This is a genomic window from Pedococcus sp. 5OH_020 (assembly GCF_027812955.1).
Lineage (GTDB): Bacteria > Actinomycetota > Actinomycetes > Actinomycetales > Dermatophilaceae > Pedococcus.
This window is the reverse complement of the sequence record NZ_JAPYZV010000004.1, coordinates 377,601-398,569: the sequence shown is the minus strand read 5'-3', so window position 1 is coordinate 398,569 and position 20,969 is coordinate 377,601. Positions and strand designations below refer to the sequence as shown.

19 protein-coding genes and 1 riboswitch are annotated in these 20,969 nt (G+C 72.4%); all 19 genes read right to left on the bottom strand.

What is annotated here, in order from left to right:
- Window positions 1–76: 76 nt before the first annotated feature.
- Window positions 77–207, bottom strand: a riboswitch (FMN riboswitch).
- 134 nt (window positions 208–341) lie between these two features.
- Window positions 342–1,004 carry a ribulose-phosphate 3-epimerase gene (gene rpe / locus PHA84_RS09685; protein WP_270887881.1) on the bottom strand — a complete coding sequence of 221 codons (663 nt, stop codon included), beginning with the start codon at window positions 1,002–1,004 and terminating at the stop codon, window positions 342–344.
- Window positions 1,005–1,071: 67 nt separating this feature from the next.
- Window positions 1,072–2,574 (bottom strand): RsmB/NOP family class I SAM-dependent RNA methyltransferase, encoded by a 1,503-nt coding sequence (locus PHA84_RS09680; protein ID WP_270887880.1) that lies wholly within the window; start codon window positions 2,572–2,574, stop codon window positions 1,072–1,074.
- On the bottom strand, window positions 2,567–3,505 hold the full coding sequence (gene fmt, locus PHA84_RS09675; RefSeq protein WP_270887935.1) for a methionyl-tRNA formyltransferase: 939 nt from the start codon (window positions 3,503–3,505) through the stop codon (window positions 2,567–2,569). The genes PHA84_RS09680 and fmt overlap by 8 nt, the downstream gene beginning before the upstream one ends.
- Before the next feature lie 2 nt (window positions 3,506–3,507).
- Entirely contained in the window at window positions 3,508–4,053 is a 546-nt protein-coding gene (gene def / locus PHA84_RS09670) for a peptide deformylase (protein WP_270887879.1), read from the bottom strand.
- A gap of 142 nt (window positions 4,054–4,195) precedes the next feature.
- Window positions 4,196–6,247, bottom strand: coding sequence for a primosome assembly protein PriA (locus PHA84_RS09665; RefSeq protein ID WP_270887878.1), 2,052 nt, complete (start codon window positions 6,245–6,247; stop codon window positions 4,196–4,198).
- Window positions 6,248–6,323: 76 nt separating this feature from the next.
- The gene (metK, locus tag PHA84_RS09660) at window positions 6,324–7,544 is read right to left on the bottom strand and encodes a methionine adenosyltransferase (protein ID WP_270887877.1); all 1,221 of its coding nucleotides are present in this window, start codon (window positions 7,542–7,544) and stop codon (window positions 6,324–6,326) included.
- 79 nt (window positions 7,545–7,623) lie between these two features.
- Window positions 7,624–8,910 carry a bifunctional phosphopantothenoylcysteine decarboxylase/phosphopantothenate synthase gene (locus PHA84_RS09655; RefSeq protein WP_270887876.1) on the bottom strand — a complete coding sequence of 429 codons (1,287 nt, stop codon included), beginning with the start codon at window positions 8,908–8,910 and terminating at the stop codon, window positions 7,624–7,626.
- A gap of 29 nt (window positions 8,911–8,939) precedes the next feature.
- Window positions 8,940–9,203 carry a DNA-directed RNA polymerase subunit omega gene (rpoZ, locus tag PHA84_RS09650; protein ID WP_056882255.1) on the bottom strand — a complete coding sequence of 88 codons (264 nt, stop codon included), beginning with the start codon at window positions 9,201–9,203 and terminating at the stop codon, window positions 8,940–8,942.
- A gap of 7 nt (window positions 9,204–9,210) precedes the next feature.
- Window positions 9,211–9,855, bottom strand: coding sequence for a guanylate kinase (gene gmk / locus PHA84_RS09645; RefSeq protein WP_270887875.1), 645 nt, complete (start codon window positions 9,853–9,855; stop codon window positions 9,211–9,213).
- Window positions 9,852–10,169 (bottom strand): integration host factor, actinobacterial type, encoded by a 318-nt coding sequence (mihF, locus tag PHA84_RS09640; RefSeq protein WP_270887874.1) that lies wholly within the window; start codon window positions 10,167–10,169, stop codon window positions 9,852–9,854. Before mihF ends, gmk begins: the two co-directional genes overlap by 4 nt.
- A gap of 120 nt (window positions 10,170–10,289) precedes the next feature.
- The gene (gene pyrF / locus PHA84_RS09635) at window positions 10,290–11,138 is read right to left on the bottom strand and encodes an orotidine-5'-phosphate decarboxylase (RefSeq protein ID WP_270887934.1); all 849 of its coding nucleotides are present in this window, start codon (window positions 11,136–11,138) and stop codon (window positions 10,290–10,292) included.
- Between the two features lie 2 nt (window positions 11,139–11,140).
- Window positions 11,141–12,136, bottom strand: coding sequence for a dihydroorotate dehydrogenase (locus tag PHA84_RS09630; RefSeq protein WP_270887873.1), 996 nt, complete (start codon window positions 12,134–12,136; stop codon window positions 11,141–11,143).
- Window positions 12,136–13,044 carry a dihydroorotate dehydrogenase electron transfer subunit gene (locus PHA84_RS09625; RefSeq protein WP_270887872.1) on the bottom strand — a complete coding sequence of 303 codons (909 nt, stop codon included), beginning with the start codon at window positions 13,042–13,044 and terminating at the stop codon, window positions 12,136–12,138. Before PHA84_RS09625 ends, PHA84_RS09630 begins: the two co-directional genes overlap by 1 nt.
- Window positions 13,041–16,343 carry a carbamoyl-phosphate synthase large subunit gene (gene carB / locus PHA84_RS09620; protein ID WP_270887871.1) on the bottom strand — a complete coding sequence of 1,101 codons (3,303 nt, stop codon included), beginning with the start codon at window positions 16,341–16,343 and terminating at the stop codon, window positions 13,041–13,043. Before carB ends, PHA84_RS09625 begins: the two co-directional genes overlap by 4 nt.
- Window positions 16,343–17,542: a glutamine-hydrolyzing carbamoyl-phosphate synthase small subunit gene (gene carA / locus PHA84_RS09615; RefSeq protein ID WP_270887870.1), complete on the bottom strand. Its 1,200-nt coding sequence runs from the start codon at window positions 17,540–17,542 to the stop codon at window positions 16,343–16,345. The genes carB and carA overlap by 1 nt, the downstream gene beginning before the upstream one ends.
- Window positions 17,539–18,150, bottom strand: coding sequence for a PH-like domain-containing protein (locus tag PHA84_RS09610; RefSeq protein WP_270887869.1), 612 nt, complete (start codon window positions 18,148–18,150; stop codon window positions 17,539–17,541). The genes carA and PHA84_RS09610 overlap by 4 nt, the downstream gene beginning before the upstream one ends.
- A complete protein-coding gene (locus PHA84_RS09605; RefSeq protein WP_270887868.1) occupies window positions 18,147–19,436 on the bottom strand; it encodes a dihydroorotase in 1,290 nt (429 codons plus the stop codon). The genes PHA84_RS09610 and PHA84_RS09605 overlap by 4 nt, the downstream gene beginning before the upstream one ends.
- Window positions 19,436–20,404, bottom strand: a complete 969-nt coding sequence (locus tag PHA84_RS09600; RefSeq protein ID WP_270887867.1) for an aspartate carbamoyltransferase catalytic subunit — start codon at window positions 20,402–20,404, stop codon at window positions 19,436–19,438. Before PHA84_RS09600 ends, PHA84_RS09605 begins: the two co-directional genes overlap by 1 nt.
- Window positions 20,401–20,928 carry a bifunctional pyr operon transcriptional regulator/uracil phosphoribosyltransferase PyrR gene (pyrR, locus tag PHA84_RS09595; protein ID WP_442952867.1) on the bottom strand — a complete coding sequence of 176 codons (528 nt, stop codon included), beginning with the start codon at window positions 20,926–20,928 and terminating at the stop codon, window positions 20,401–20,403. The genes PHA84_RS09600 and pyrR overlap by 4 nt, the downstream gene beginning before the upstream one ends.
- Between the last annotated feature and the right edge of the window lie 41 nt (window positions 20,929–20,969).

Genomic DNA, 20,969 nt, shown 5'->3' with positions numbered 1-20,969 from the left:
GCTCCGGGGACCGAGCAGGGCGCCCGAGGGCCGCCACACCGGGAGCCGGTGACAGGACGGACCTCGAAGGTCTGCTTCGCGTGCTGCCTACCATCCGGACTTTCACCGTCGGTCCTGGAGTTCCACCAGGTCAACCGGCCGCTGGCTGCGGTCGGGTCGCGGACTGTCACCGCCGGTTCGGAGTTGCACCGACCCCGGAGCACGTCACCGTCATTATGCCAGGGGGCCGGGCGACGTCAGCGGGGCGTCCGAGTGACGGTCCTCACTACGAACCCCGCAGAGCGCCCGCCGACCCGCGTCCGTGTGCCCGCCGCGCAGGGGCCCTGCCGCATGGCGGCGGGTCATCGCGAGTGGCAGTGCGCCGTCGCGAGCGCCCTGAGGTGCTCGACGGCCTGCGCGGCGTCGTCGGCACCGTACACGGCGGAGCCGGCGACGAACACGTCGGCGCCGGCCTCGGCACACTGCTCGATGGTCCCAGCCGACACACCCCCGTCCACCTGCACCCAGATCTCCCCGCCGTGGTCACGAACCGCCTGCCGCACCTGGGCCACCTTGGGCAGCTGGTCGGCCATGAAGGACTGGCCGCCGAACCCGGGCTCGACGGTCATGACGAGAACCATGTCCAGGTCGGGAAGCAGCTCCTCGTACGGCGGGAACGCCGTACCCGGCTTGAGCGCCAGGCCCGCCCGCGCGCCGGCAGACCGCAGCGCCCTGGCGACGGCGCGTGGGTCCCGTGCCGCCTCGACGTGGAAGGTGACCGAGCCGGCGCCGGCCTCCGCGTACTGCGGAGCCCACCGGTCGGGGTCGTCGATCATGAGGTGGCAGTCCAGCGGCACCGCGCTGACCCGTGCCAGGGCCTCCACCACGGGCAGGCCGAGGGTGAGGTTGGGCACGAAATGGCCGTCCATGACATCCACGTGCGCCCAGTCGGCGTTGCTGATCCGGCCGAGCTCGCGCTCGAGGTTGGCGAAGTCGGCCGAGAGGATGCTCGGGGAGATCTGCACGGCGCTCACCCTAATGGGTCCACCGTGTCTCACCTGGGCACCGGTCACCGGCGTCGGCACGATCGGGTCACCGTCGGCGCAGCAGCGCCAGGAACATCCCGTCCGTGCCGTGCAGATGCGGCCAGAGCTGCACCGTGCCACCGTTCCCCGGGAGGTCGATGGCCCTCCCCACAACCTGCCTGAGGAGCTCCGGCGCCTCCAGGAGCTCCACGTCGTCACGGCGCCTGGTCACGTCGCGAACCACGAACTGGGTTTCCGCGAGGTGCGGGCTGCACGTGGCGTAGGCCACGACGCCACCGGTGGCCGTCGCGTCGATAGCCGACGTGAGCAGCTCGCGCTGCAGCTTTCCCAGGTCGGCGAGATCCGCCGGGCTGCGCCGCCAGCGGGCCTCCGGACGCCGGCGCAGCGCTCCCAGTCCGGTGCACGGGGCGTCCACGAGCACCCGGTGGTAGCGCCCGGGATGATCCTGGCCGTAGCTGCGGCCGTCGGCGGTCACGACGTCCACCCTTCGACCGGCGTCGCGCGCCTGGGCCTTTGCCGGCCGCAGGGTCTGGCGAACCAGGTCGGCACGGTGCTCGCTCACCTCGTTGGCGGTGAGGTCGGCTCCGGTCTGCAGGGCGAGTGCCGCCAGCAGCCCCGCCTTGCCGCCCGGGCCGGCGCACAGGTCCAGCCACTGCTGCGGAGCAGGCGCCTCCACGGGCACCGCGGCCAGGGCCAGCGCCACCAGCTGGGACCCCTCGTCCTGGACGGCGGCGCGACCCTCGCGCACGGCCTCGATGCCGCCGGGGTCGCCGCCGGGGAGCACCGCTGCCACCGGTGACAGCTCGGACGCCTCGGCCCCTGCCGCCACGAGCTCGGAGACCGTGGAGAGGCCAGGCCTGGCTACCAGCGACACCCTCGCCGGCGCGTTGTCGGTGACGAGGAGGGCGTTCAGGTCCGCGTCGACGGTCGCGGCGGTGGAGGCCCCGTGCCCGAGCAGGGCGGCGCGCAGAGCCTTTACCACCCACAGCGGGTGGGACTGCTCGACAGCCAGGCGAGCCGCCGGCTCGGCCCCTGCGGGCACCACCTGGGCCAGCCAGTCGGCGGGCTCCCGTTCGCTGATGCGTCGCATGACAGCGTTGACGAAGCCCGCCGCGCCGGCGCCGTTGACCTTCCGCGCCAGCCCGACGGTCTCGTCCACAGCCGCATGCGTGGGCACGCGCATGCCCAGGAGCTGGTGCGCCCCCAGCCTGAGAGTGTCGAGCACCGCCCCGTCGATCGCACTGACGGGGCGACCCGCCGCCACGCTGATGACCGGGTCGTACAGGCCCTGCATGCGAACCGCGCCATACACGAGCTCCGTCGTGAAGGCCGCGTCACGACCGTGGATGCGCCGGTCGCGCAACACCTTGGGAAGCTCGAGGTTCGCGTATGCCCCCTCCGCGACCGCGCGCAGGACGGTGTACGCGGCCAGCCGCTGGGGGTCGGTACTGCGGCCGCGCTCGCTGGGCCGCTGTGCCGATCGCTGCCGACCGCCGTGGGCACGCGCAGGGCGTTGCCGCCCCTGGGAGCTACGTCGTTCCTCACTCATCGCTGAACCGATCCCCTGCCTCGACCCGGACCCCGCGAGCCCAGGCGGCGGCAGGCATCTCCTTCTTGCCGTGGGGACGTACGTCCGTCAGCAGTACGGGCACGGAGCCGGTGCCCACCCACACCTCGCGCTTGCCCGCCGCCAGCTCCCCGGGAGCGAGTCGCGGCCCGGCGTACCCCTCGCCCGTCCGCACCGGCCCGATCTTGACCCGCTCCCCCCGGAACACCGACCAGGCACCGGGGCTGGGGGTGCACCCTCGGACCTGCCGGTCCACCGCAGTCGCGGGGCGGTCCCACCGCACTGCCGCGTCAGCGACCCCGAGCTTCGGCGCGAACGACACACCCTCGACGGGCTGCGGAACCGGCTGCACCGACCCGTCCTCGATGCCGTCGATGGTCGCCGCGAGCAGCCCGGCGCCCCCGACCGCGAGCCGCTCGAGCAGGTCGCCGGCAGTGTCCATCGGCCTGACCTGCTCGGTCATCATCCCGTACACGGGACCCGTGTCGAGGCCGGCCTCGAGACGGAACGTCGTCGCGCCGGTGACCTCGTCGCCGGCCATCACCGCATGCTGCACCGGGGCTGCGCCGCGCCAGGCAGGCAGGAGCGAGAAGTGCAGGTTGACCCAGCCGTGCGCCGGTATGGCGAGCGCGGCCGGGGGGACCAGCGCGCCGTAGGCCACGACAGGACACACCTCCGGGCGGAGCTGTCGCAGCCGCTCCAGGAAGTCCGGGTCGCGGGGATGCTCCGGCGCGAGGACCTCGATGCCCTCCTCCTGGGCCCGGCGCCGCACCGGCGACTGGACCAGGCTCCGTCCTCGTCCGGCCCGGGCGTCCGGGCGGGTCAGGACGGCGACGACCTCGTGAGAGGAGGCCAGCAGGGCATCCAGCGACGGGACGGCAGCCTGCGGCGTCCCGGCGAAGACCAGCCGCATGCTCACATGCCCCGGCCGAAGGTGGCATGCGGGCTGGCCTTCACCGTCGGCGCGCTCTGGCCCGACCACTGCGCCTCGCGGATGGCCCGCATCGCCAGCTTGCGCTGCTCCCGGTCCATTCGGTCGATGAAGAGGATGCCGTCGAGGTGGTCGGTCTCGTGCTGGATGCACCGTGCCAGGAGCTCCGAGCCCTCCAGCACGACGGGCTCGCCGAACTGGTTCATCCCTCGGGCCACCACGCGCAGGGAGCGCGGTGTGTCGAACCGCAGCCCCGGGAAGGACAGGCACCCCTCCTCGCCGTCCTGCAGCTCGCTCGACAGGTCGAGGTCAGGGTTCACCAGGTGTCCCAGCTCCCCGTCCACCCAGTAGGTGAAGACGCGAAGGCCGACCCCGATCTGCGGGGCCGCGAGGCCTGCGCCGGGCGCGTCCATCATCGTGTCGGTCAGGTCGCGGACCAGCTGCCGCAGCTCACGGTCGAAGTCGACGACCGGCTCCGCCGGGGTGCGCAGCACGGGGTCACCGAAGAGCCGGATGTTCTGGATCGACACGGCGCCCAGTCTAGGTCGGTCCTCCCGGCCCCCCGGACTGCGGCTGGGCTGACTGCGACTGGGCTGACTGCGACTGGGCTGCTGGGACTGGGCGGGCTGGAGTGCGTCGGACTGGGACGGGCTCGGGACGCCACGCCACCACTCAGCCCCCGAGATCCGCCGGGTCGACGGCCACCTTGAGCCCTGCCGCCTCCTTGTGCGCGCTGCGGACCGCCCGCAGGGTCGCAAGGGCCGCCGCCAGCGCCGGGCGCTGGTCGAGCGGAGCCCGGAGCAGGACGCGGACGGCGTCCTCGCCCTGCGAGAGCGGCCCCAGCAGTTCGACGTCCCTCCCGAGGTCCGCCTCCCCCAACGCGGACTCGACCGTCCGTCGGTCACCGGTCACCGCGGCCATCGCCACCGTCGGTGGCAGCCGCAGCTCGAGGCGCTCGGCGAGCTCCCTCCCGGCGAACCACACGGGGTCCCAACGCACCAGCGCCTCGACCGCGGGCAGCGTGGTGTGCACCGGTGCACCGCAGAGCACCACCTGGCCACCCTGACCCGAGCCGCGCGTCAGGGCTGCTGCTGCCAACCATCTGCGCAGCGCCTCCTCCGAAGCGTTCAGCGTGGGCCGGTCGAGGGACGCCCAGGCGTCGAGGAGCAGCGTCGCGGCATAGCCATCGCGGGCCACCGGCTCCGCGCCCGGTGTGGCGATGACAAGTGCCGGCGTGGGCCCCACGGAAGGAAGGACGGCGCCTGCGCCCGACGTGTGTACCGGGACGCCGGGGAACGCCCGGCCGAGCTCCTCCGCGGTGCGACGGGCTCCCACCACCGACGATCGGAGCTCGCGGCCGCCGCAGCTCCGGCACTCGAAGCGGCCCACGCCCCGCGCGCACCAACGACACCGTGGATCCTCGGTGCGGCCCGCCACCGCCACGGGGCCGGCGCAGTGCCGGCAGCGAACCGGCGCGCGGCACGTCTGGCAGGCCAGCGCCGGGACATACCCGCGACGAGGGACCTGGACGAGCACCGGACCCGACTCCAGAGCCGCCTTTGCGGTCCGCCACGCGACCGACGGCAGATGGGCCGACGCGGCGGCGGGGTCCCGCTCGAGCTCCACACCCTCGCCTGCCACCCGGACCCGCGGGACGGCCGTACGGCCGGAGTCAGAGGCGCCGACCGGGCGCAGGACGCCGTCCTGCACCAGCCGCTCCAGCTCGACGGTCCTCGTGAAGCCGCCGGCCAGCACGGCGGCCCGTTCGACCCGGGCCCGCTCCAGCAGCACCTCCCGCACGTGCGGGTAGGGCGACCGTGGCTCCTGGTGGAGGTCGTCGCCGTCGTCCCACCAGGCCACCAGCCCGAGCTCGTGGACGGGTGCGAAGGCTGCCGCCCGCGTGCCCACGACCACCCTGACGTGCCCCCGGAGCACCTTGAGCCAGGCGGTGTACCTCGCCTGCGGGCCCTGGTCCGCGGTGAGGCGGACATGCCGGCCGGGTCCCATCGCGTCGGTCAGCGCGGCGTCCACCCGCAGGACGTCCCGATGGTCCGGCAGCACCAGCACGCTGCCTCTACCGCTGTGCAGCGCGGCGACCGCCGCGGCTGCCAGGGCGGCCGGCCAGTCCGCAGCAGGGTCGGTCGTGGGTCGCGCGAGCCAGGCGGCGGCGGGCGGCTCCCCCGCGGCCAGGCGTGCGAGGTAGGCAGGACCCGCCGGGTAGCGAGCCCAGGCCGGTCCTGGTCCGCTCGTGACCGGAAGGGGGTCCACCGTGGCGGCGTCGCCGGCGAGTGCCTTCTCGGCTGCGGCGTGGCGCGGCGGGACGGCGAGCCGGAGCACGTCCCCGAGGGTGCCCGCGTACCGGGCGGCGACTGCGCGGGCGACCTCGAGCACGGCGGGGGTCAGCACCGGCTCCGGCGACACGACCCGGCGCAGCGGCGCCAGCCTGCCGTCGTGTCCTGCCGACGAGGCTCGAGCCGTCACGAAGCCGCCCAGGTCCTGCCCGGCGAAGCGCACCTTCACCCTCGCCCCTGGCACCGCGGTCTCCGCCATCGACGCGGGGACGAGGTACTCGAACGGGCGGTCCAGGTGCGCCAGACCGGTGTCGACCACGACCGAGGCCACCGGGTCCGTGGACGCGGTGGCCTCGGTCGTGCGGGCCCTCCTTCGCGGGGGCGTCGTCGCGCCGATGAGCTCAAGCTGCTCTGGTGCCCCGGCGTCGCTCACGTCGGGAAAACTAGCCGACGCCTCCGACGGTGCCCGGGGCGTCCCAGCACCCCGGGCCGCACCGTCAACCGCACCGTCAGCCCTTGACAGCCTTCTGCAGGGCCTCGACCCGGTCCGTGCGCTCCCAGGTGAAGGGGTTCGAGAGGTGGTCGGCGTGGGTGCGGCCGAAGTGGCCGTAGGCCGCGGTGGGCTTGTAGATCGGCCGCAGCAGGTCCAGGTCGTGGACGATCGCGGCCGGCCGAAGGTCGAAGACGGACGTGATGGCGGCCTGGATGGCGTCCACCGGCTCGGTCTCGGTGCCGAACGTCTCGACATACAGCCCCACCGGCTGTGCCTTGCCGATGGCGTAGGCCACCTGGACCTCACAGCGTCGTGCCAGACCGGCCGCCACGACGTTCTTGGCCACCCAGCGCATGGCGTAGGCGGCGGAGCGGTCCACCTTCGACGGGTCCTTGCCCGAGAAGGCGCCACCGCCGTGCCGCGCCATGCCGCCGTACGTGTCGACGATGATCTTGCGACCGGTGAGGCCGGCGTCCCCCATCGGACCGCCGATCTCGAAGCGGCCGGTGGGGTTGATGAGCGCCCGGTACGAGGACGTGTCGAGCTCGGTGCCCTCGTCCGCCAGCTGCACCAGCACCGGCTTGATGACGTGCTGCTCGATGTCGGGAGTGAGGAGGTCGTCGAGCGAGATGTCGGACGCGTGCTGGGTGGACAGCACCACCGTGTCGAGCTTGACTGCCCGGTCGCCCTCGTAGGAGATCGTGACCTGCGTCTTGCCGTCGGGCCGCAGGTAGGGCACCTCGTTGCTCTTGCGCACGGCCGTCAGGCGCTCGGCGAGGCGGTGGGCCAGGAAGATGGGCAGCGGCATGAGCTCCGCCGTGTCGTCACAGGCGTAGCCGAACATCAGCCCCTGGTCGCCGGCGCCCTGCTTGTCGAGCGGGTCCACGCCACCCGTGCGGTTCTCGTACGCCGTGTCGACGCCCTGGGCGATGTCCGGGCTCTGCTGGCCGATGGACACCTCCACGCCGCAGGACGCGCCGTCGAAGCCCTTCGTCGAGGAGTCGTAGCCGATCCCCAGCACGGTGTCGCGCACGATCTTCGGGATCTCGACATACGCCTCGGTGGTGACCTCGCCGGCGACGTGCACCAGGCCGGTGGTCACCATGGTCTCGACGGCGACCCGGCTGCCCGGGTCCTGCTCGAGCATGGCGTCGAGGATGGAGTCGGAGATCTGGTCACAGATCTTGTCCGGATGGCCCTCGGTGACCGACTCGGACGTGAACAGGCGTGCGGACACTCAATTCTCCTTCGGGGGACAGCTGCGTTGGCTGGTCATGCCCGCTCGCGGGGCCTGGGACCCCGAGAGTGTACGACGGTCACAGGATCTCCTGTACGGCGTCCCAGACCGCGGAGGCGATGGCGTGCTTGGACGCGGGGCCCGCGTCGACCACGTGGCCGGACCCCCTGCGCAGGATGTGCACGGTGTTGTCGTCCAGCCCGAAGGTCTTGTCCACCCCGACCTCGTTGACGACGAGGAGGTCGCAGCCCTTCCGCGCGAGCTTGGCCCGGCCGTGCTCGAGGACGGTGCCCACGGCGTCGCCCGTCTCGGCGGCGAACCCGACGATCACCGGGCTGGTCGCTTCACCCCGCCGCTCGACGAGCCCGGCGAGGATGTCGGGGTTGCGGACCAGCTCGAGCGTCGGGGCGGCGTCCGGCGCGTCGGGGTCGTGCGTCTTCTTGATCTTGCTGTCGGCGTAGCGCGCGGGACGGAAGTCGGCCACCGCGGCGGCCATCACCACCACGTCGGCGTCCTTGGCGGCCACCTCGACCGCCTGCTCGAGCTCGACAGCGGTCTGCACGGCCACCACCGTGACACCCTCCGGCGCCGGCAGCGCGGGGTTGGCCGCCACGAGGGTCACCTGCGCTCCTCGTTCGGCGGCCACGGTGGCCAGCGCGTACCCCTGCTTGCCGGAGCTGCGGTTGCCGAGGAACCGGACCGGGTCCAGGGGTTCTCGCGTTCCTCCGGCGGTGACGAGCACCGATCGGCCTCGCAGCGCACCCCGGGCCGGGACGGCCGCGCCGTCGCGCTCGGGGCGCGAGGCGGAGTGAGCGAGCCCGCCGTGCTTCGCGGCCCGGTGCTGCAGGATCCTGGTGCACACCCCGAACAGCTCCTCGGGCTCCGGAAGACGGCCCGCGCCGGTGTCGGCGCCGGTGAGCCGCCCGGAGGCCGGCGGGATGATGTGCACCCCCCGCTCGGTCAGCGTGGAGACGTTGGCCTGCGTGGCCGGATGCTCCCACATCTCGGTGTGCATGGCGGGGGCCATCACGACCGGACAGCGGGCGGTCAGCAGGACGTTCGTCAGCAGGTCCCCGGCGAGGCCGTGGGCCGCCTTGGCGAGCAGGTCGGCGGTCGCCGGGGCGACCACCACGAGGTCGGCAGCCTTTCCCAGGCGCACGTGGGGCACCTGCGGCACGTCGGTCCAGACGTCGGTGCGGACCGGACGCCCCGAGAGAGCCTCCCAGGTGGGGGCGCCGACGAAACGCAGGGCGGACTCCGTCGGCACGACCGTGACGTCGTGGCCGGACTCGGTGAGCAGCCGCAGCAGGAAGCAGGCCTTGTAGGCCGCGATGCCACCGCCGACACCGAGGACGATGTTCGCCATGTCAGTGCCGGCGCCGACCCTCGGTGGGGTCAGCTCTCGATCGGCTCGGAGGTGACGAGGCCCTCGTTGATCTCACGCAGGGCGATGGACATGGGCTTCTCGTGGACCTGGCTGTCGACGAGCGGCCCGACGTACTCCAGGAGGCCCTCCTGGAGCTGGCTGTAGTACGCGTTGATCTGGCGGGCCCGCTTGGCCGAGTAGATGACGAGGGCGTACTTCGAGTCCGCCTTGGTCAGCAGGTCGTCGATCGGCGGGTTGGTGATGCCGATGGGGTTCGCGACGGTTCCGGACACAGGGCACTCACTTCTCTTGTTGGTTGGACCGGCGTCGGTCCGACGGTCGTTCGTTGGACGCAGGCGTCAAGGGGGATCGCAGCAATGATACGAGTTCTTCGGCCGCCCGACGAACGTCGTCGTTGACGATGGTCACGTCGAACTCCCTCTCCGCGGCCATCTCGACCTTCGCGGTCTCCAGCCGGCGGGCCCGCTCCTCCTCGTCCTCGGTGCCCCGCCCGACCAGGCGGCGGACCAGCTCGTCCCAGCTCGGCGGCGCCAGGAACACGAAAAGGGCGTCCGGCATGGAGGCCCGCACCTGCCGCGCCCCCTGCAGGTCGATCTCCAGCAGCGCCAGCCGCTGGTCGCGCAGTGCTGCCTCCACGGGGGCCCGGGGGGTGCCGTAGTGGTGGTGCCCGTGGACGACGGCGGACTCCAGGAGCTCGCCGTCCCGCTCCATCCGCGCGAACTCCCGCTCGTCGACGTAGTGGTAGTGGATGCCGTCCTGCTCCCCTGGCCGCGGCGCGCGCGTGGTCGCACTCACGGACAGCCAGACGTCGGGGAAGTGCTCCCGGACGTAGGCCGAGAGGGTCCCCTTGCCGACTGCGGTGGGGCCGGCTAGGACGACCAGGCGCCGGGGGCGCTGTTCGGCGCCTCCGGCGCGGTCGCTCACGCCTCGTCGAAGCGGGTGAGCAGAGCGGAGATCTGGTTCGCCCCCAGGCCACGGACGCGGCGGCTCTCGGAGATGCCGACCTCCTCCATGATCTGGCGGGCACGGACACGACCGACGCCCGGCATGGACTCCAGCAGCGCGGAGACCTTCATCTTGCCGACGACGTCGTTGCCCTTGCCCGCGGCGATGACCTCTTTGAGGGAGCCCTGGGCATACTTCAGACGGTTCTTGACTGCCGCTCGTTCGCGGCGGGCAACGGCGGCCTTCTCCAGGGCCGCTGCTCGCTGCTCTGGCGTCAACGGGGGAAGAGCCACGGTATTACTCCTCTGGCAGCGTGCGGGACTGGCACGAACTGGTCACTTGGCGCCTTCGACTGTAGCAACGGCCGGCCCCGCTTTCTCGCCCAGGGGACCTCCGAGATCTGCCGCACTCGGTCAACGGAGCAGGTCAGCGAGCGCCTCGCTGGTCCGGCGGGCCCGCTCGCGCAGCCTGGCGGGGTCGGGTCCGGCCGAGAGCACCTCTCGGCTGGACGAGGGCAGCACACGTGCGAGGGCGTCGCCGAAGACCCGGCGGAGGTCGTCCGGCGTACCGCCCTGCGCTCCCACCCCGGGCGCCAGCAGGGGTCCGTTCGCCGCGGCCAGGTCGAGCTCCAGCTCCTGCACCGCCGAGCCCACGGTCGCGCCCACGACCAGGCCCACGGACCCGAGCTCGCCCCGCTCTGCGGCCGGCCCGTTCTCCTTGGCGGCGCCCCGCACCATGGTCTCGGCCACGCTGACGTCGCGCAGCCGGGCGTGCTGCACGGTGCGGCCCTCGGGGTTTGAGGTGAGCCCGAGGACGAAGACCCCCCGGCCGGTGGCCGAGGCCAGGTCGAGGGCCGGACGTAGAGACTCGAAGCCCAGGTACGGGCTCACGGTGAGGGCGTCGGCCGGGGCCACCGCCTGGGGACCCAGATACGCCTCGGCGTACGCGGCCATCGTCGAGCCGATGTCCCCGCGCTTGGCGTCGAGGATCACCAGCGTTCCCGACTCGCGAAGGGCCACGACGGCCCGCTCCAGGACCGCGACGCCTGCGGACCCGAACACCTCGAAGAACGCCGACTGTGGCTTGACGACGGCCACCTGGCCGGCCAAGGCCGCCACGCAGGACTCCGTGAAGCGGCTGAGCCCCTCGACGTCGTACGGCAGTCCCCAGGACTCGACCAGCGCCCGGTGCGGGTCGATGCCGGCGCACAAGGGGCCGTGCAAATCCATGGCGGCCCGGAGCCGGGTGCCGAACGGGGTCACCGTCACCGCGCCACCCTCCCATGGGCCACGCCGACCGCATCGGTCAGGCGCTCGAACCCCTTGTCCCGCAACAGCTGGGCCAGCTCCCGTCCGACGCGCACCGGAGCGGTCGGGTCGTTGAACGTCGCCGTCCCGACCTGCACCGCGCTGGCCCCGGCGGCGACCAGCTCCAGCGCGTCACGGCCGGTCCGCACCCCGCCGACGCCGATGATCGGCACCACGGGAAGGCGACCCTCGAGCATGGCCGCCCTCGTCTGCCAGACGGCCCGGACGGCCACCGGACGCACGGCCGGGCCGGAGAGCCCGCCGGTCACGCCCGCGACCTGGGGCCGCAACCGGTCCGTGTCGATGACCATTCCCAGCAGCGTGTTGATCATGGTGAGCCCGCTCGCCCCCGCCTTCACGCACGCCTGCGCGACGCTGACGATGTCGGTCACGTCGGGCGTCAGCTTGGCGAAGATCGGGACGTCCCGCGGCAGCTGCTCGCGGACCAGCGCGACGACCTTGGCGCTGGCCAGGGGGTCGCAGGCGAACACGAGCCCGCGGTTGGCGACGTTGGGGCACGAGATGTTGACCTCCACACCCACGACGCAGCCGAACGCGTCGCTGGCGCGCAGGGCGGCTGCCACGTCGGCGAACTCGCCGCTGGTGTTCCCGGCGATGGAGACGAGGGCCCGAGCCCCGGCCCGGTCGAGCCACGCCAGGTCCTTCTCGACGAAGGCCGAGATGCCGGGTCCCTGCAGGCCGATGGAGTTCAGCATCCCCGACGGTGTCTCCGACATCCGCGGTGTGCCCCGGCCCGAGCGCGGCTCCGCCATGACGGACTTGGTGACGAAGGCGCCGAGCTCGGTGAGGTCGAAGAGCCGGGCCAGCTCGGGACCGTTGGCCGCGCAGCCGGAGGCGGTCATCATGGGACTGGGGAGCAGCGCGCCGGCAAGGTCGACGGACATGTCGACGGACCTGTCGACCGCCGTCGGTACAGCGGTGTCGACCGCCATCAGTGACCACTCTCCCGCGGGGCGCCGACGGCGTCGGCGGGCACGCGGCACACGCCGTCGGCGAACGCGTCCCAGCGGACGCGGTCGCCGCGGAAGACGGGCCCCTCCACGCAGGACCGGACCATCCGCGTGACGCCGTCCTTGCCAGCCACCGGCATGACGCAGGTCATGCACACCCCCACGCCGCAGGCCATCGACTCCTCCACGGCCACTTGGGCCACAGCGCCCTCGGCCGCGGCCACCTGCGTGACGGACCTCAGCATCCCCATGGGGCCGCAGCCGTACACCACCGCGGCACCCGTGCGCCGCAGGACGTCCGGAAGCACGTCCGAGACCCAGCCCCTGGTGCCGGTGGAGCCGTCGTCGGTCGTCACGGTGACCCCGTCGGCGAACCTGCGTGCCTCGACCACGCCGAAGAGCCTCGCCTCGGTCGCGGCACCCAGCACCATCTCGACGTGGCAGCCTCGCTCGCGCAGGGCCTCGGCCAGCCAGAACAGCGGCGCGCTGCCGTAGCCCCCGCCCACCAGGACACAGGCGAGGGGCTCCTTCGGCAGCGGGAACGGGCGACCGAGCGGTCCGACGATGTCGACCTCGTCATGCGCCCGGAGCGCGGTCAGCCACTGCGTGCCGGCTCCGTGCGCCGCCACGACGACGTCCACCGTGCCGCCGTACGTGCCCGAGGGGCTCACCTTGTGGATGGAGAAGCACCGCCGCAGCAGGTTGGCGCTCGTGGGTCCGCCCACGGACAGGGCGACGAACTGCCCGGGTCGGGCGAGCTCGGCCAGGCCGGGCGCCACGAAGGTCAGGTGGTGGTACGCCCCGGCGCGCCGGGTGGCGATGAGCTCGCCGGTCACCTGCACGACACCGCCACCCCCCACGGTCGTACGCCGCGTGTCAGTGTGGCTCACGCCTGCCCCCGGCCGTAGAGGTCCAGCGCCGCCGCGTGCTCCTGCAGCGGCTTCACCGTGAAGTCGCCCTTCAGCTGGGCCTCGATGCCTTGCACGGCCGCCGCGAGCTCCTGCACCGTGGTGACGATCGGGCGGTCCATGGCGACCGTCGCCGCCCGGATGGCGTAGCCGTCGGCCCGGGCGTTGGGGCCGCTGGGGGTGTTCACCACCATGTCGATCTGCCCGTCCAGGATGAGGTCGACGATGCTGGCGTCGCCCTCCTCCCGGTCACTGACCTTGTGGACGACCTCGGACGCGATCCCGTTGCGCCGCAGGACATCGGCGGTGCCGGACGTCGCCACCACGGTGAAGCCGAGGTCGGCGAGGCGCTTGACCGGGAAGATCATCGCGCGCTTGTCGCGGTTGGCCACGGAGACGAAGATCCTGCCCTTGCGAGGCAGGCCCGAGCCGGCCGCGAGCATGCCCTTGGCGAAGGCCGTGCCGAAGTCGTCGTCGATCCCCATGACCTCACCGGTGGAGCGCATCTCGGGGCCGAGGAGGCTGTCCACGACCTGTCCCTCCCGGGTGCGGAACCGCTTGAACGGCAGGACCGCCTCCTTGACCGCGACGGGCGCGTGGCTCGGCATCGAGCCGCCGTCTCCGGAGGGGGGCAGCAGCCCCTCCTCGCGGAGCTCCTTGATGCTGGCGCCCAGCATCACGCGCGCCGCTGCCTTGGCGACCGGTACGCCGGTGGCCTTGGCCACGAAGGGGACGGTGCGCGAGGCGCGCGGGTTGGCCTCGAGGACGTACAGGACGTCCTGCGCGAGGGCGAACTGGACGTTCATCAACCCACGGACGCCGATGCCTTCCGCGAGCCTCAGGGTGGCCTCGCGGACGCGCTCCAGCTCGCCGACCCCCAAGGTCACCGGCGGCAGCGTGCACGCCGAGTCGCCGGAGTGGATCCCGGCCTCCTCGATGTGCTCCATGATCCCGCCGAGGTACATCTCGGTGCCGTCGTAGATGGCGTCGACGTCGATCTCGATGGCGTCGTCGAGGAAGCGGTCGACAAGCACCGGATGCTCCGGGCTGGCGACCGTGGCACGGGTGACGTAGGTGGCCAGCGTGTCGTCGTCGTAGACGATCTCCATGCCTCGCCCGCCCAGGACGTACGACGGACGGACCAGGACCGGGTAGCCGATCTGGCCGGCGACCTGGACCGCCTCCGCGGCGCTGTAGGCCGTGCCGTGACGCGGAGCCGGCAGCATCGCCTCAGCCAGCACCCGGCCGAAGGCGCCGCGGTCCTCGGCCAGGTCGATCGCCTCGGGGCTGGTCCCCACGATGGGGACTCCCGCCTCCTTGAGCGCCTTGGCCAGACCGAGGGGGGTCTGTCCGCCAAGCTGGACGATCACGCCGGCCACCGGACCTGCATGCTGCTCGGCGTGTACGACCTCCAGCACGTCCTCGAGCGTCAGCGGCTCGAAGTAGAGCCGGCTGCTGGTGTCGTAGTCGGTCGACACCGTCTCGGGGTTGCAGTTCACCATGACCGTGTCGTAGCCGGCCTCGCGCAGCGCGAAGCTCGCGTGCACGCAGGAGTAGTCGAACTCCACGCCCTGGCCGATGCGGTTGGGACCGCTACCGAGGATCAGCACGGCCGGGCGCTCGCGAGGCGCGACCTCCGTCTCCTCGTCGTAGCTGCTGTAGTGGTAAGGCGTGGTGGCGTCGAACTCGGCGGCGCAGGTGTCGACGGTCTTGTAGACGGGCCGCACGCCCAGGGCCTGGCGCACCCCGCGGACCACCGGCTCGGGCAGCGAGCGCAGCTGTCCCAGCTGCTGGTCCGAGAAGCCGTGCCGCTTCGCCAGGCGCAGCAGCGCCGGGGTCAGCTCCGGCGCCGACGCGACACGGTCGGCGATGGCGTTGACGAGGGCCACCTGGTCCAGGAACCACGGGTCGATGCCTGTCGCCTCGTGGACCTCCTCGACCGACAAGCCGCCCCGCAGCGCCTGCTGCACGGTGACGAGCCGGCCGTCCGTGGGCGTCTTCGCCGTGTGCAGCAGCGTCCGCGCCTGCTCCAGGCTGGGCGTCGGGCCGCCCCAGTGGAAGCTGCTGCCCGCGCGCTCCATCGAGCGCAGCGCCTTCTGCAGGGCTTCGGCGAAGTTGCGGCCGATGGCCATGGCTTCACCGACCGACTTCATCGTCGTCGTGAGGGTGGGGTCGGCGGCCGGGAACTTCTCGAACGCGAACCGCGGGACCTTCACCACGACATAGTCCAGCGTCGGCTCGAAGCTGGCGGGCGTCTGCCTGGTGATGTCGTTGGGCACCTCGTCCAGGGTGTAGCCCAGGGCCATCTTCGCGGCGATCTTCGCGATGGGGAAGCCGGTCGCCTTGGAGGCAAGGGCACTGGAGCGGGACACCCGGGGGTTCATCTCGATGACGATCACCCGACCGTCCTCGGGGTTGACCGCGAACTGGATGTTGCAGCCGCCGGTGTCGACCCCGACCTCGCGGATGACGGCGATGCCGATGTCGCGAAGCCGCTGGTACTCCCGGTCGGTGAGCGTCAGCGCCGGCGCCACGGTGATGGAGTCCCCGGTGTGCACCCCCATCGGGTCCAGGTTCTCGATGGAGCAGACCACGACGACGTTGTCGACGTTGTCCCTCATCACCTCGAGCTCGTACTCCTTCCAGCCCAGGATCGACTCCTCCAGCAGCACCTCGGTCGTCGGGCTGTACTGCAGACCCGCTCCGGCGATGCGGCGAAGGTCGACCTCGTCGTAGGCGAAGCCCGACCCGAGACCACCCATGGTGAACGAGGGCCGGACGACCACCGGGTAGCCGAGATCCGTTGCGGCGTCGAGGCATTCCTCCATCGTGTGGCAGATGGTCGAGCGCGCAGACTCCGCGCCGCACCGCTGCACGACACCCTTGAACTTCTCGCGGTCCTCGCCGAGCTGGATCGCCTCGACGTTGGCGCCGATGAGCGGACAGCCATACCGCTCCAGCACCCCGGACTCGTGCAGGGCGATGGCACAGTTGAGGGCGGTCTGTCCGCCGAGGGTGGCGAGCACCGCGTCGGGGCGCTCCCGGGCGATGATCGCCTCGACGATCTCCGGGGTGATCGGCTCCACGTACGTGGCGTCGGCGAACTCCGGGTCCGTCATGATCGTCGCCGGGTTGGAGTTCACGAGGATGACGCGGATGCCCTCCTCGCGCAGGACGCGGCAGGCCTGGGTCCCCGAGTAGTCGAACTCGACGGCCTGGCCGATCACGATGGGGCCGGAGCCGATGACCAGGACGCTCCTGATGTCGTCGCGCTTGGGCATCAGGCGCGGTCTCCTTCCGTGCTGTCGGTCATCAGCGTGATGAACCGGTCGAAGAGGTATGCGGCGTCGTGGGGTCCCGCCGCCGCCTCGGGGTGGTACTGGACCGAGTACGCCGGCAGGTCCAGGCACTCGAGCCCCTCGACCACGTCGTCGTTGAGGCAGACGTGCGACACCCGGACGCGGCCGTAGTCGGTCGGTTCTGCGGCGGCGTCGCTCGGCGCCCTCACCTCTGCGCCCAGCGGCGCGTCCACCGCGAAGCCGTGGTTGTGCGCGGTGACCTCGACCTTCCCGGTCCGCCGGTCCATCACCGGCTGGTTGATGCCGCGATGGCCGTACTTGAGCTTGTAGGTCCCGAAGCCGAGGGCGCGTCCGAGCAGCTGGTTGCCGAAACAGATGCCGAAGAAGGGGATGCGGGCGTCCAGCACCTGCCGCAGCACCGCCACCTCCTGGTCCGCCGTCGCCGGGTCACCAGGACCGTTGGAGAAGAACACCCCGTCAGGGCCGGACCCACCGACGGCACGGATGTCCTCGAAGCTCGCCGTGGCGGGGAGCACGTGGACCTCGATGCCGTGCTGGGCCATCAGCGTCGGCGTCATGGACTTGATCCCGAGATCGACCGCGGCCACGGTGAAGCGACGGTCCCCCACCGCCGGGACGACATACGGCTCGGCCGTCGTCACCTCGGCGGCGAGGGCCGCCCCCGACATGCGCGGTGCCCGCTGGACGACCGCCGCGAGCTCGGCCGGCGGAAGCTCCGCGCGCTCGCCCGAGAAGATCCCGGCCCGCATGGCGCCCCGCTCGCGCAGGTGCCGCGTCAGCGCCCGGGTGTCGACGCCGCTGATCCCGACCACCCCCTGGTCGCGCAGGTCGTCCTCGAGAGAGCGCTGCGACCGCCAGCTCGACGGGCGCAGGGCCGGGTCTCGGACGACGTAGCCGGCGACCCAGATACGGCGCGACTCCTCGTCCTCGGCGTTGGCGCCCGTGTTGCCGATGTGCGGCGCCGTCATGACGACGACCTGGCGGTGGTAGCTCGGGTCGGTCAACGTCTCCTGGTAGCCCGTCATCCCCGTCGAGAAGACGGCCTCACCCACGGTCTGGCCGGTGGCCCCGTAGGCCTGGCCGCGGAACGAGCGTCCGTCCTCCAGGACGAGGACCGCGTCCGCACGGTCGATGTCGAGGTAGGCGGGTGCACTGCTCATGAGTTGGGGTTCCCTTCCGTAGTGCTCGAGCTGGGGTCCTCCTCGGACCGGCTCCAGCTCGATCCTTCGCCTTCTCCGGTGTGCCACCACAGGGCCGACTCGACCCGGTCCCCGTCCGCCTTGTACCGGGGCAGGAAGCCGGTCTCGTAGACGTCTCCCCCGTCGGCTCTCCACTGCAGGACCACCAGGCGCCTGGGGCCGACGAACTTGCCGACCATGCCGCGCTCCCTGCGGGCCGAGATGAGCCTGCCCGCCGGGATGACCACCGTCGCCTCGCCCTGTCGCTCGATCCGGACGAGCGCGTCGGGCCGCCCGCGGTTGACGGCCAGGGTGGCTCTGGCCCGGTTGCCCAGCCCCTCGACGGTGACCCGCTCCAGGCGGGACTGTGCCGTGGTGGTGCTGACGTAGGTGCCCTCGACGACCAGCTGGGCGGGCTTCTCCTTCAGGACCGGTGCCGCGAGAGCGGGGTCCCTCGACGTGCGCTCGCGCTCGGCCGCGATCGCTGCCGAGGCGTGCCTACGCTGCTTGCGCAGCCAGGCGGCATACAGCAGCGCGTAGATCAGCCCGAGAGCCACGAGAAGGACGCCGACGGCCTGGAGGCGGGTCACGCCAGAGCCCCCTTCTCGGCCGTGACGCGCCCTCGGAACACGGTGGCCTGCACCGTCCCCCGAAGGGTGCGCCCGTGCCAGGGGTTGTTGCGCGACAGGGAGAGCGAGGCCCGCGCGTCGACCGTCGTCTCGGCCGCCGGGTCGACGAGGGTGAGGTTGGCGGGCGAGCCCTCGGCCAGCGGTCGACCGTGCTGCGCCAGCCCGGCGATGCGGGCGGGGTTGTGGGACATCACCCTGGCCACGCCGGCCCAGTCCAGCCGGCCGGTGTGCACCATCACGTCGCTGACCACCGACAGGGCCGTCTCCAGGCCCAGCATCCCGAACGCCGCGTCGACGAAGGCGTGCTCCTTGTCGTGCCGCGCGTGCGGCGCATGGTCGGTGGCGACGGCGTCGATGGTCCCGTCTGCGAGCGCCTCGCGCAGCGCGTCGACGTCCTCCTGCGGTCGCAGCGGCGGGTTCACCTTGAAGGTCGGGTCGTAGCCGCTGAGCAGGTCCGTGGTGAGGACAAGGTGGTGCGGCGTCACCTCGGCGGTGACCCGGACGCCTTGGGCCTTGGCCCAGCGCAGCACCTCCACCGTCCCGGCCGTGGACACGTGAGCCACGTGGATGCGGGAGCCCGTATGCCGCGCCAGCATCACGTCGCGCGCGACCACCGACTCCTCGGCGATCCCGGGCCACCCTGGCAGCCCCAGCCGTCCGGCGAGCTCGCCCTCGTGCGCGCAGGCCTGCGGCCCGGCGAGCAGGGGGTCCTGCGCATGCTGGGAGACCACTCCGCCGAAGGCCCGCACGTACTCCAGCGCCCGGCGCATGACGCGCGAGTCGTGCACGCAGTGGCCGTCGTCGGAGAACACGGTCACGCCGGCGCGCGAGCGGTGCATCAGGCCGAGCTCCGCGAGCTCCGCCCCGCGCAGACCCTTGGTCACGGCGCCCACCGGCACCACGTCCACCAGCCCGGTGGCCTGCCCGAGGTCGAGGATGCGTTCCGCCGCCTCGGCCGTGTCCGTCACCGGGGTGGTGTTGGCCATCGCCAGGATGGCGGTGAAGCCGCCCACAGCCGCTGCTGCGGCCCCGGTCGCGATGGTCTCGGCGTCCTCCCGGCCCGGTTCGCGCAGGTGGGTGTGCAGGTCCACCAGGCCGGGCAGGGCCACCAGGCCGTCGGCGTCGAGCACGTCCGCACCCCTGGCGGAGCGGATCTTCCCGACCTCGGAGATGCGGCCGTCCTCGACCAGCACGTCCTGGGCGCCGTGGCCGAGCAGGTCGGCCCCCGTGATGAGCAACGCAGGCATCAGCTCTCCTCCCCCGCCAGCAGGTGGTACAGCACCGACATCCGTACCGCGACCCCGGCGCTCACCTGGTCCAGCACGAGCGACTGCGCGGCGTCCGCGGCGTCGGCGGCGATCTCCAGACCGCGGTTCATCGGACCGGGGTGGCAGATGACCGCGTCGGGGTTCGCGGTGACGAGCGCCTGCAGCCTCGGACGGGTCAGGCCGAAGCCGACCGTGTACTCGCGGGCCGTCGGGAAGAAGCCGCCGCTCATCCTCTCGCGCTGCACGCGCAGCATCATCACGGCGTCGGCGGTGGGAAGCACCGCGTCGAGGTCGTGGGAGAGCTCGAAGCCGTCCACCTGCGACCAGGTCGCGATCCCGCTCGGCATCAGGGTCGGCGGCGCGACCAGGGTGACCCGGGCTCCCAGCGTCCGCAGCGTGATGAGGTTCGAGCGCGCCACGCGCGAGTGGGTCAGGTCGCCGACGATGACGACGTGGCGGCCCTCGAGGCTCCCGAGGCGCCGCTCCATCGAGTACGCGTCCAGCAGGGCCTGGGTCGGGTGCTCGTGCGTGCCGTCGCCGGCGTTGACGACGTGGGCATCCACCCACTGGCTGACCTGGTGAGCGGCACCGCTCGCGCTGTGTCGGACGACGAGGGCGTCCACGCCCATGGCGGCGACGGTGAGGACGGTGTCCCGCAGCGACTCGCCCTTGGACGTCGACGACCCGTTGCCAGAGATGTTCACGACGTCGGCGGAGAGCCACTTCCCGGCGATCTCGAACGAGCTCCGCGTCCGGGTCGAGTCCTCGAAGAAGAGGTTGACCACCGTGCGACCGCGCAGTACCGGCAGCTTCTTGACCTCCCGCTGCTGTATGCCCTGCATCTCGCCCGCCGTGTCGAGGATCGCCCGTACCTGGGCGCGGTCCAGGTCGGCACTGGACAGCAGGTGCCGGCGCGTGCGGCCACCAGCGGTCGCGACCGTGCTCATCGGGACTGTCCTCCGGAGATCGTCACCTGGTCGTCGATGCCGTCGTGCTCGCTCAGGCGCACGGAGACCCGCTCGGAGCCCGCGGTGGGCAGGTTCTTGCCGACGTGGTCGGCCCTGATCGGAAGCTCACGATGCCCGCGGTCGACCAGCACCGCGAGGCGGACCGCACGCGGGCGCCCGAGGTCCGACAGTGCGTCGAGCGCGGCCCGCACCGTACGGCCGGAGTAGAGGACGTCGTCCACCAGCACCACGACCTTGTCGTCGATGCCGACGGCGGGGATCTCCGTATGGCGCGGGCTACGGGTCGGCTGACGGCGAAGGTCGTCGCGGTGCATGGTGACGTCGAGCGCGCCCACCGGAACCGCCGTGCCCTCGACGGACTCCATCACGCCCGCGAGCCGTCGGGCGAGGGCGACGCCGCGCGTCGGGATTCCCAGGACGACCAGGTCGGCAGCGCCCTTGTTGTGCTCGAGGACCTCGTGGGCGACCCGGCGGAGCGCGCGCGAGATGTCGCCAGAGCTCATGACGACGCGGGTGTCGGAGCCGGAGGCCGGGTCGGAGGAGA

Coding starts and splice junctions, on each gene's coding strand:
- carB (WP_270887871.1), bottom strand. CDS start 16,343: ATGCCCAAGCGCGACGACATCAGGAGCGTCCTGGTCATCGGCTCCGGC.
- fmt (WP_270887935.1), bottom strand. CDS start 3,505: ATGCGGCTGGTCTTCGCCGGGACGCCGCAGGCTGCCGTCCCGTCGCTG.
- carA (WP_270887870.1), bottom strand. CDS start 17,542: ATGAGCAGTGCACCCGCCTACCTCGACATCGACCGTGCGGACGCGGTC.
- PHA84_RS09600 (WP_270887867.1), bottom strand. CDS start 20,404: ATGAGCACGGTCGCGACCGCTGGTGGCCGCACGCGCCGGCACCTGCTG.
- PHA84_RS09655 (WP_270887876.1), bottom strand. CDS start 8,910: ATGGCGAACATCGTCCTCGGTGTCGGCGGTGGCATCGCGGCCTACAAG.
- PHA84_RS09605 (WP_270887868.1), bottom strand. CDS start 19,436: ATGCCTGCGTTGCTCATCACGGGGGCCGACCTGCTCGGCCACGGCGCC.
- PHA84_RS09680 (WP_270887880.1), bottom strand. CDS start 2,574: ATGAGTGAGGAACGACGTAGCTCCCAGGGGCGGCAACGCCCTGCGCGT.
- pyrR (WP_442952867.1), bottom strand. CDS start 20,928: ATGAGCTCTGGCGACATCTCGCGCGCGCTCCGCCGGGTCGCCCACGAG.
- PHA84_RS09630 (WP_270887873.1), bottom strand. CDS start 12,136: ATGGCGGTCGACACCGCTGTACCGACGGCGGTCGACAGGTCCGTCGAC.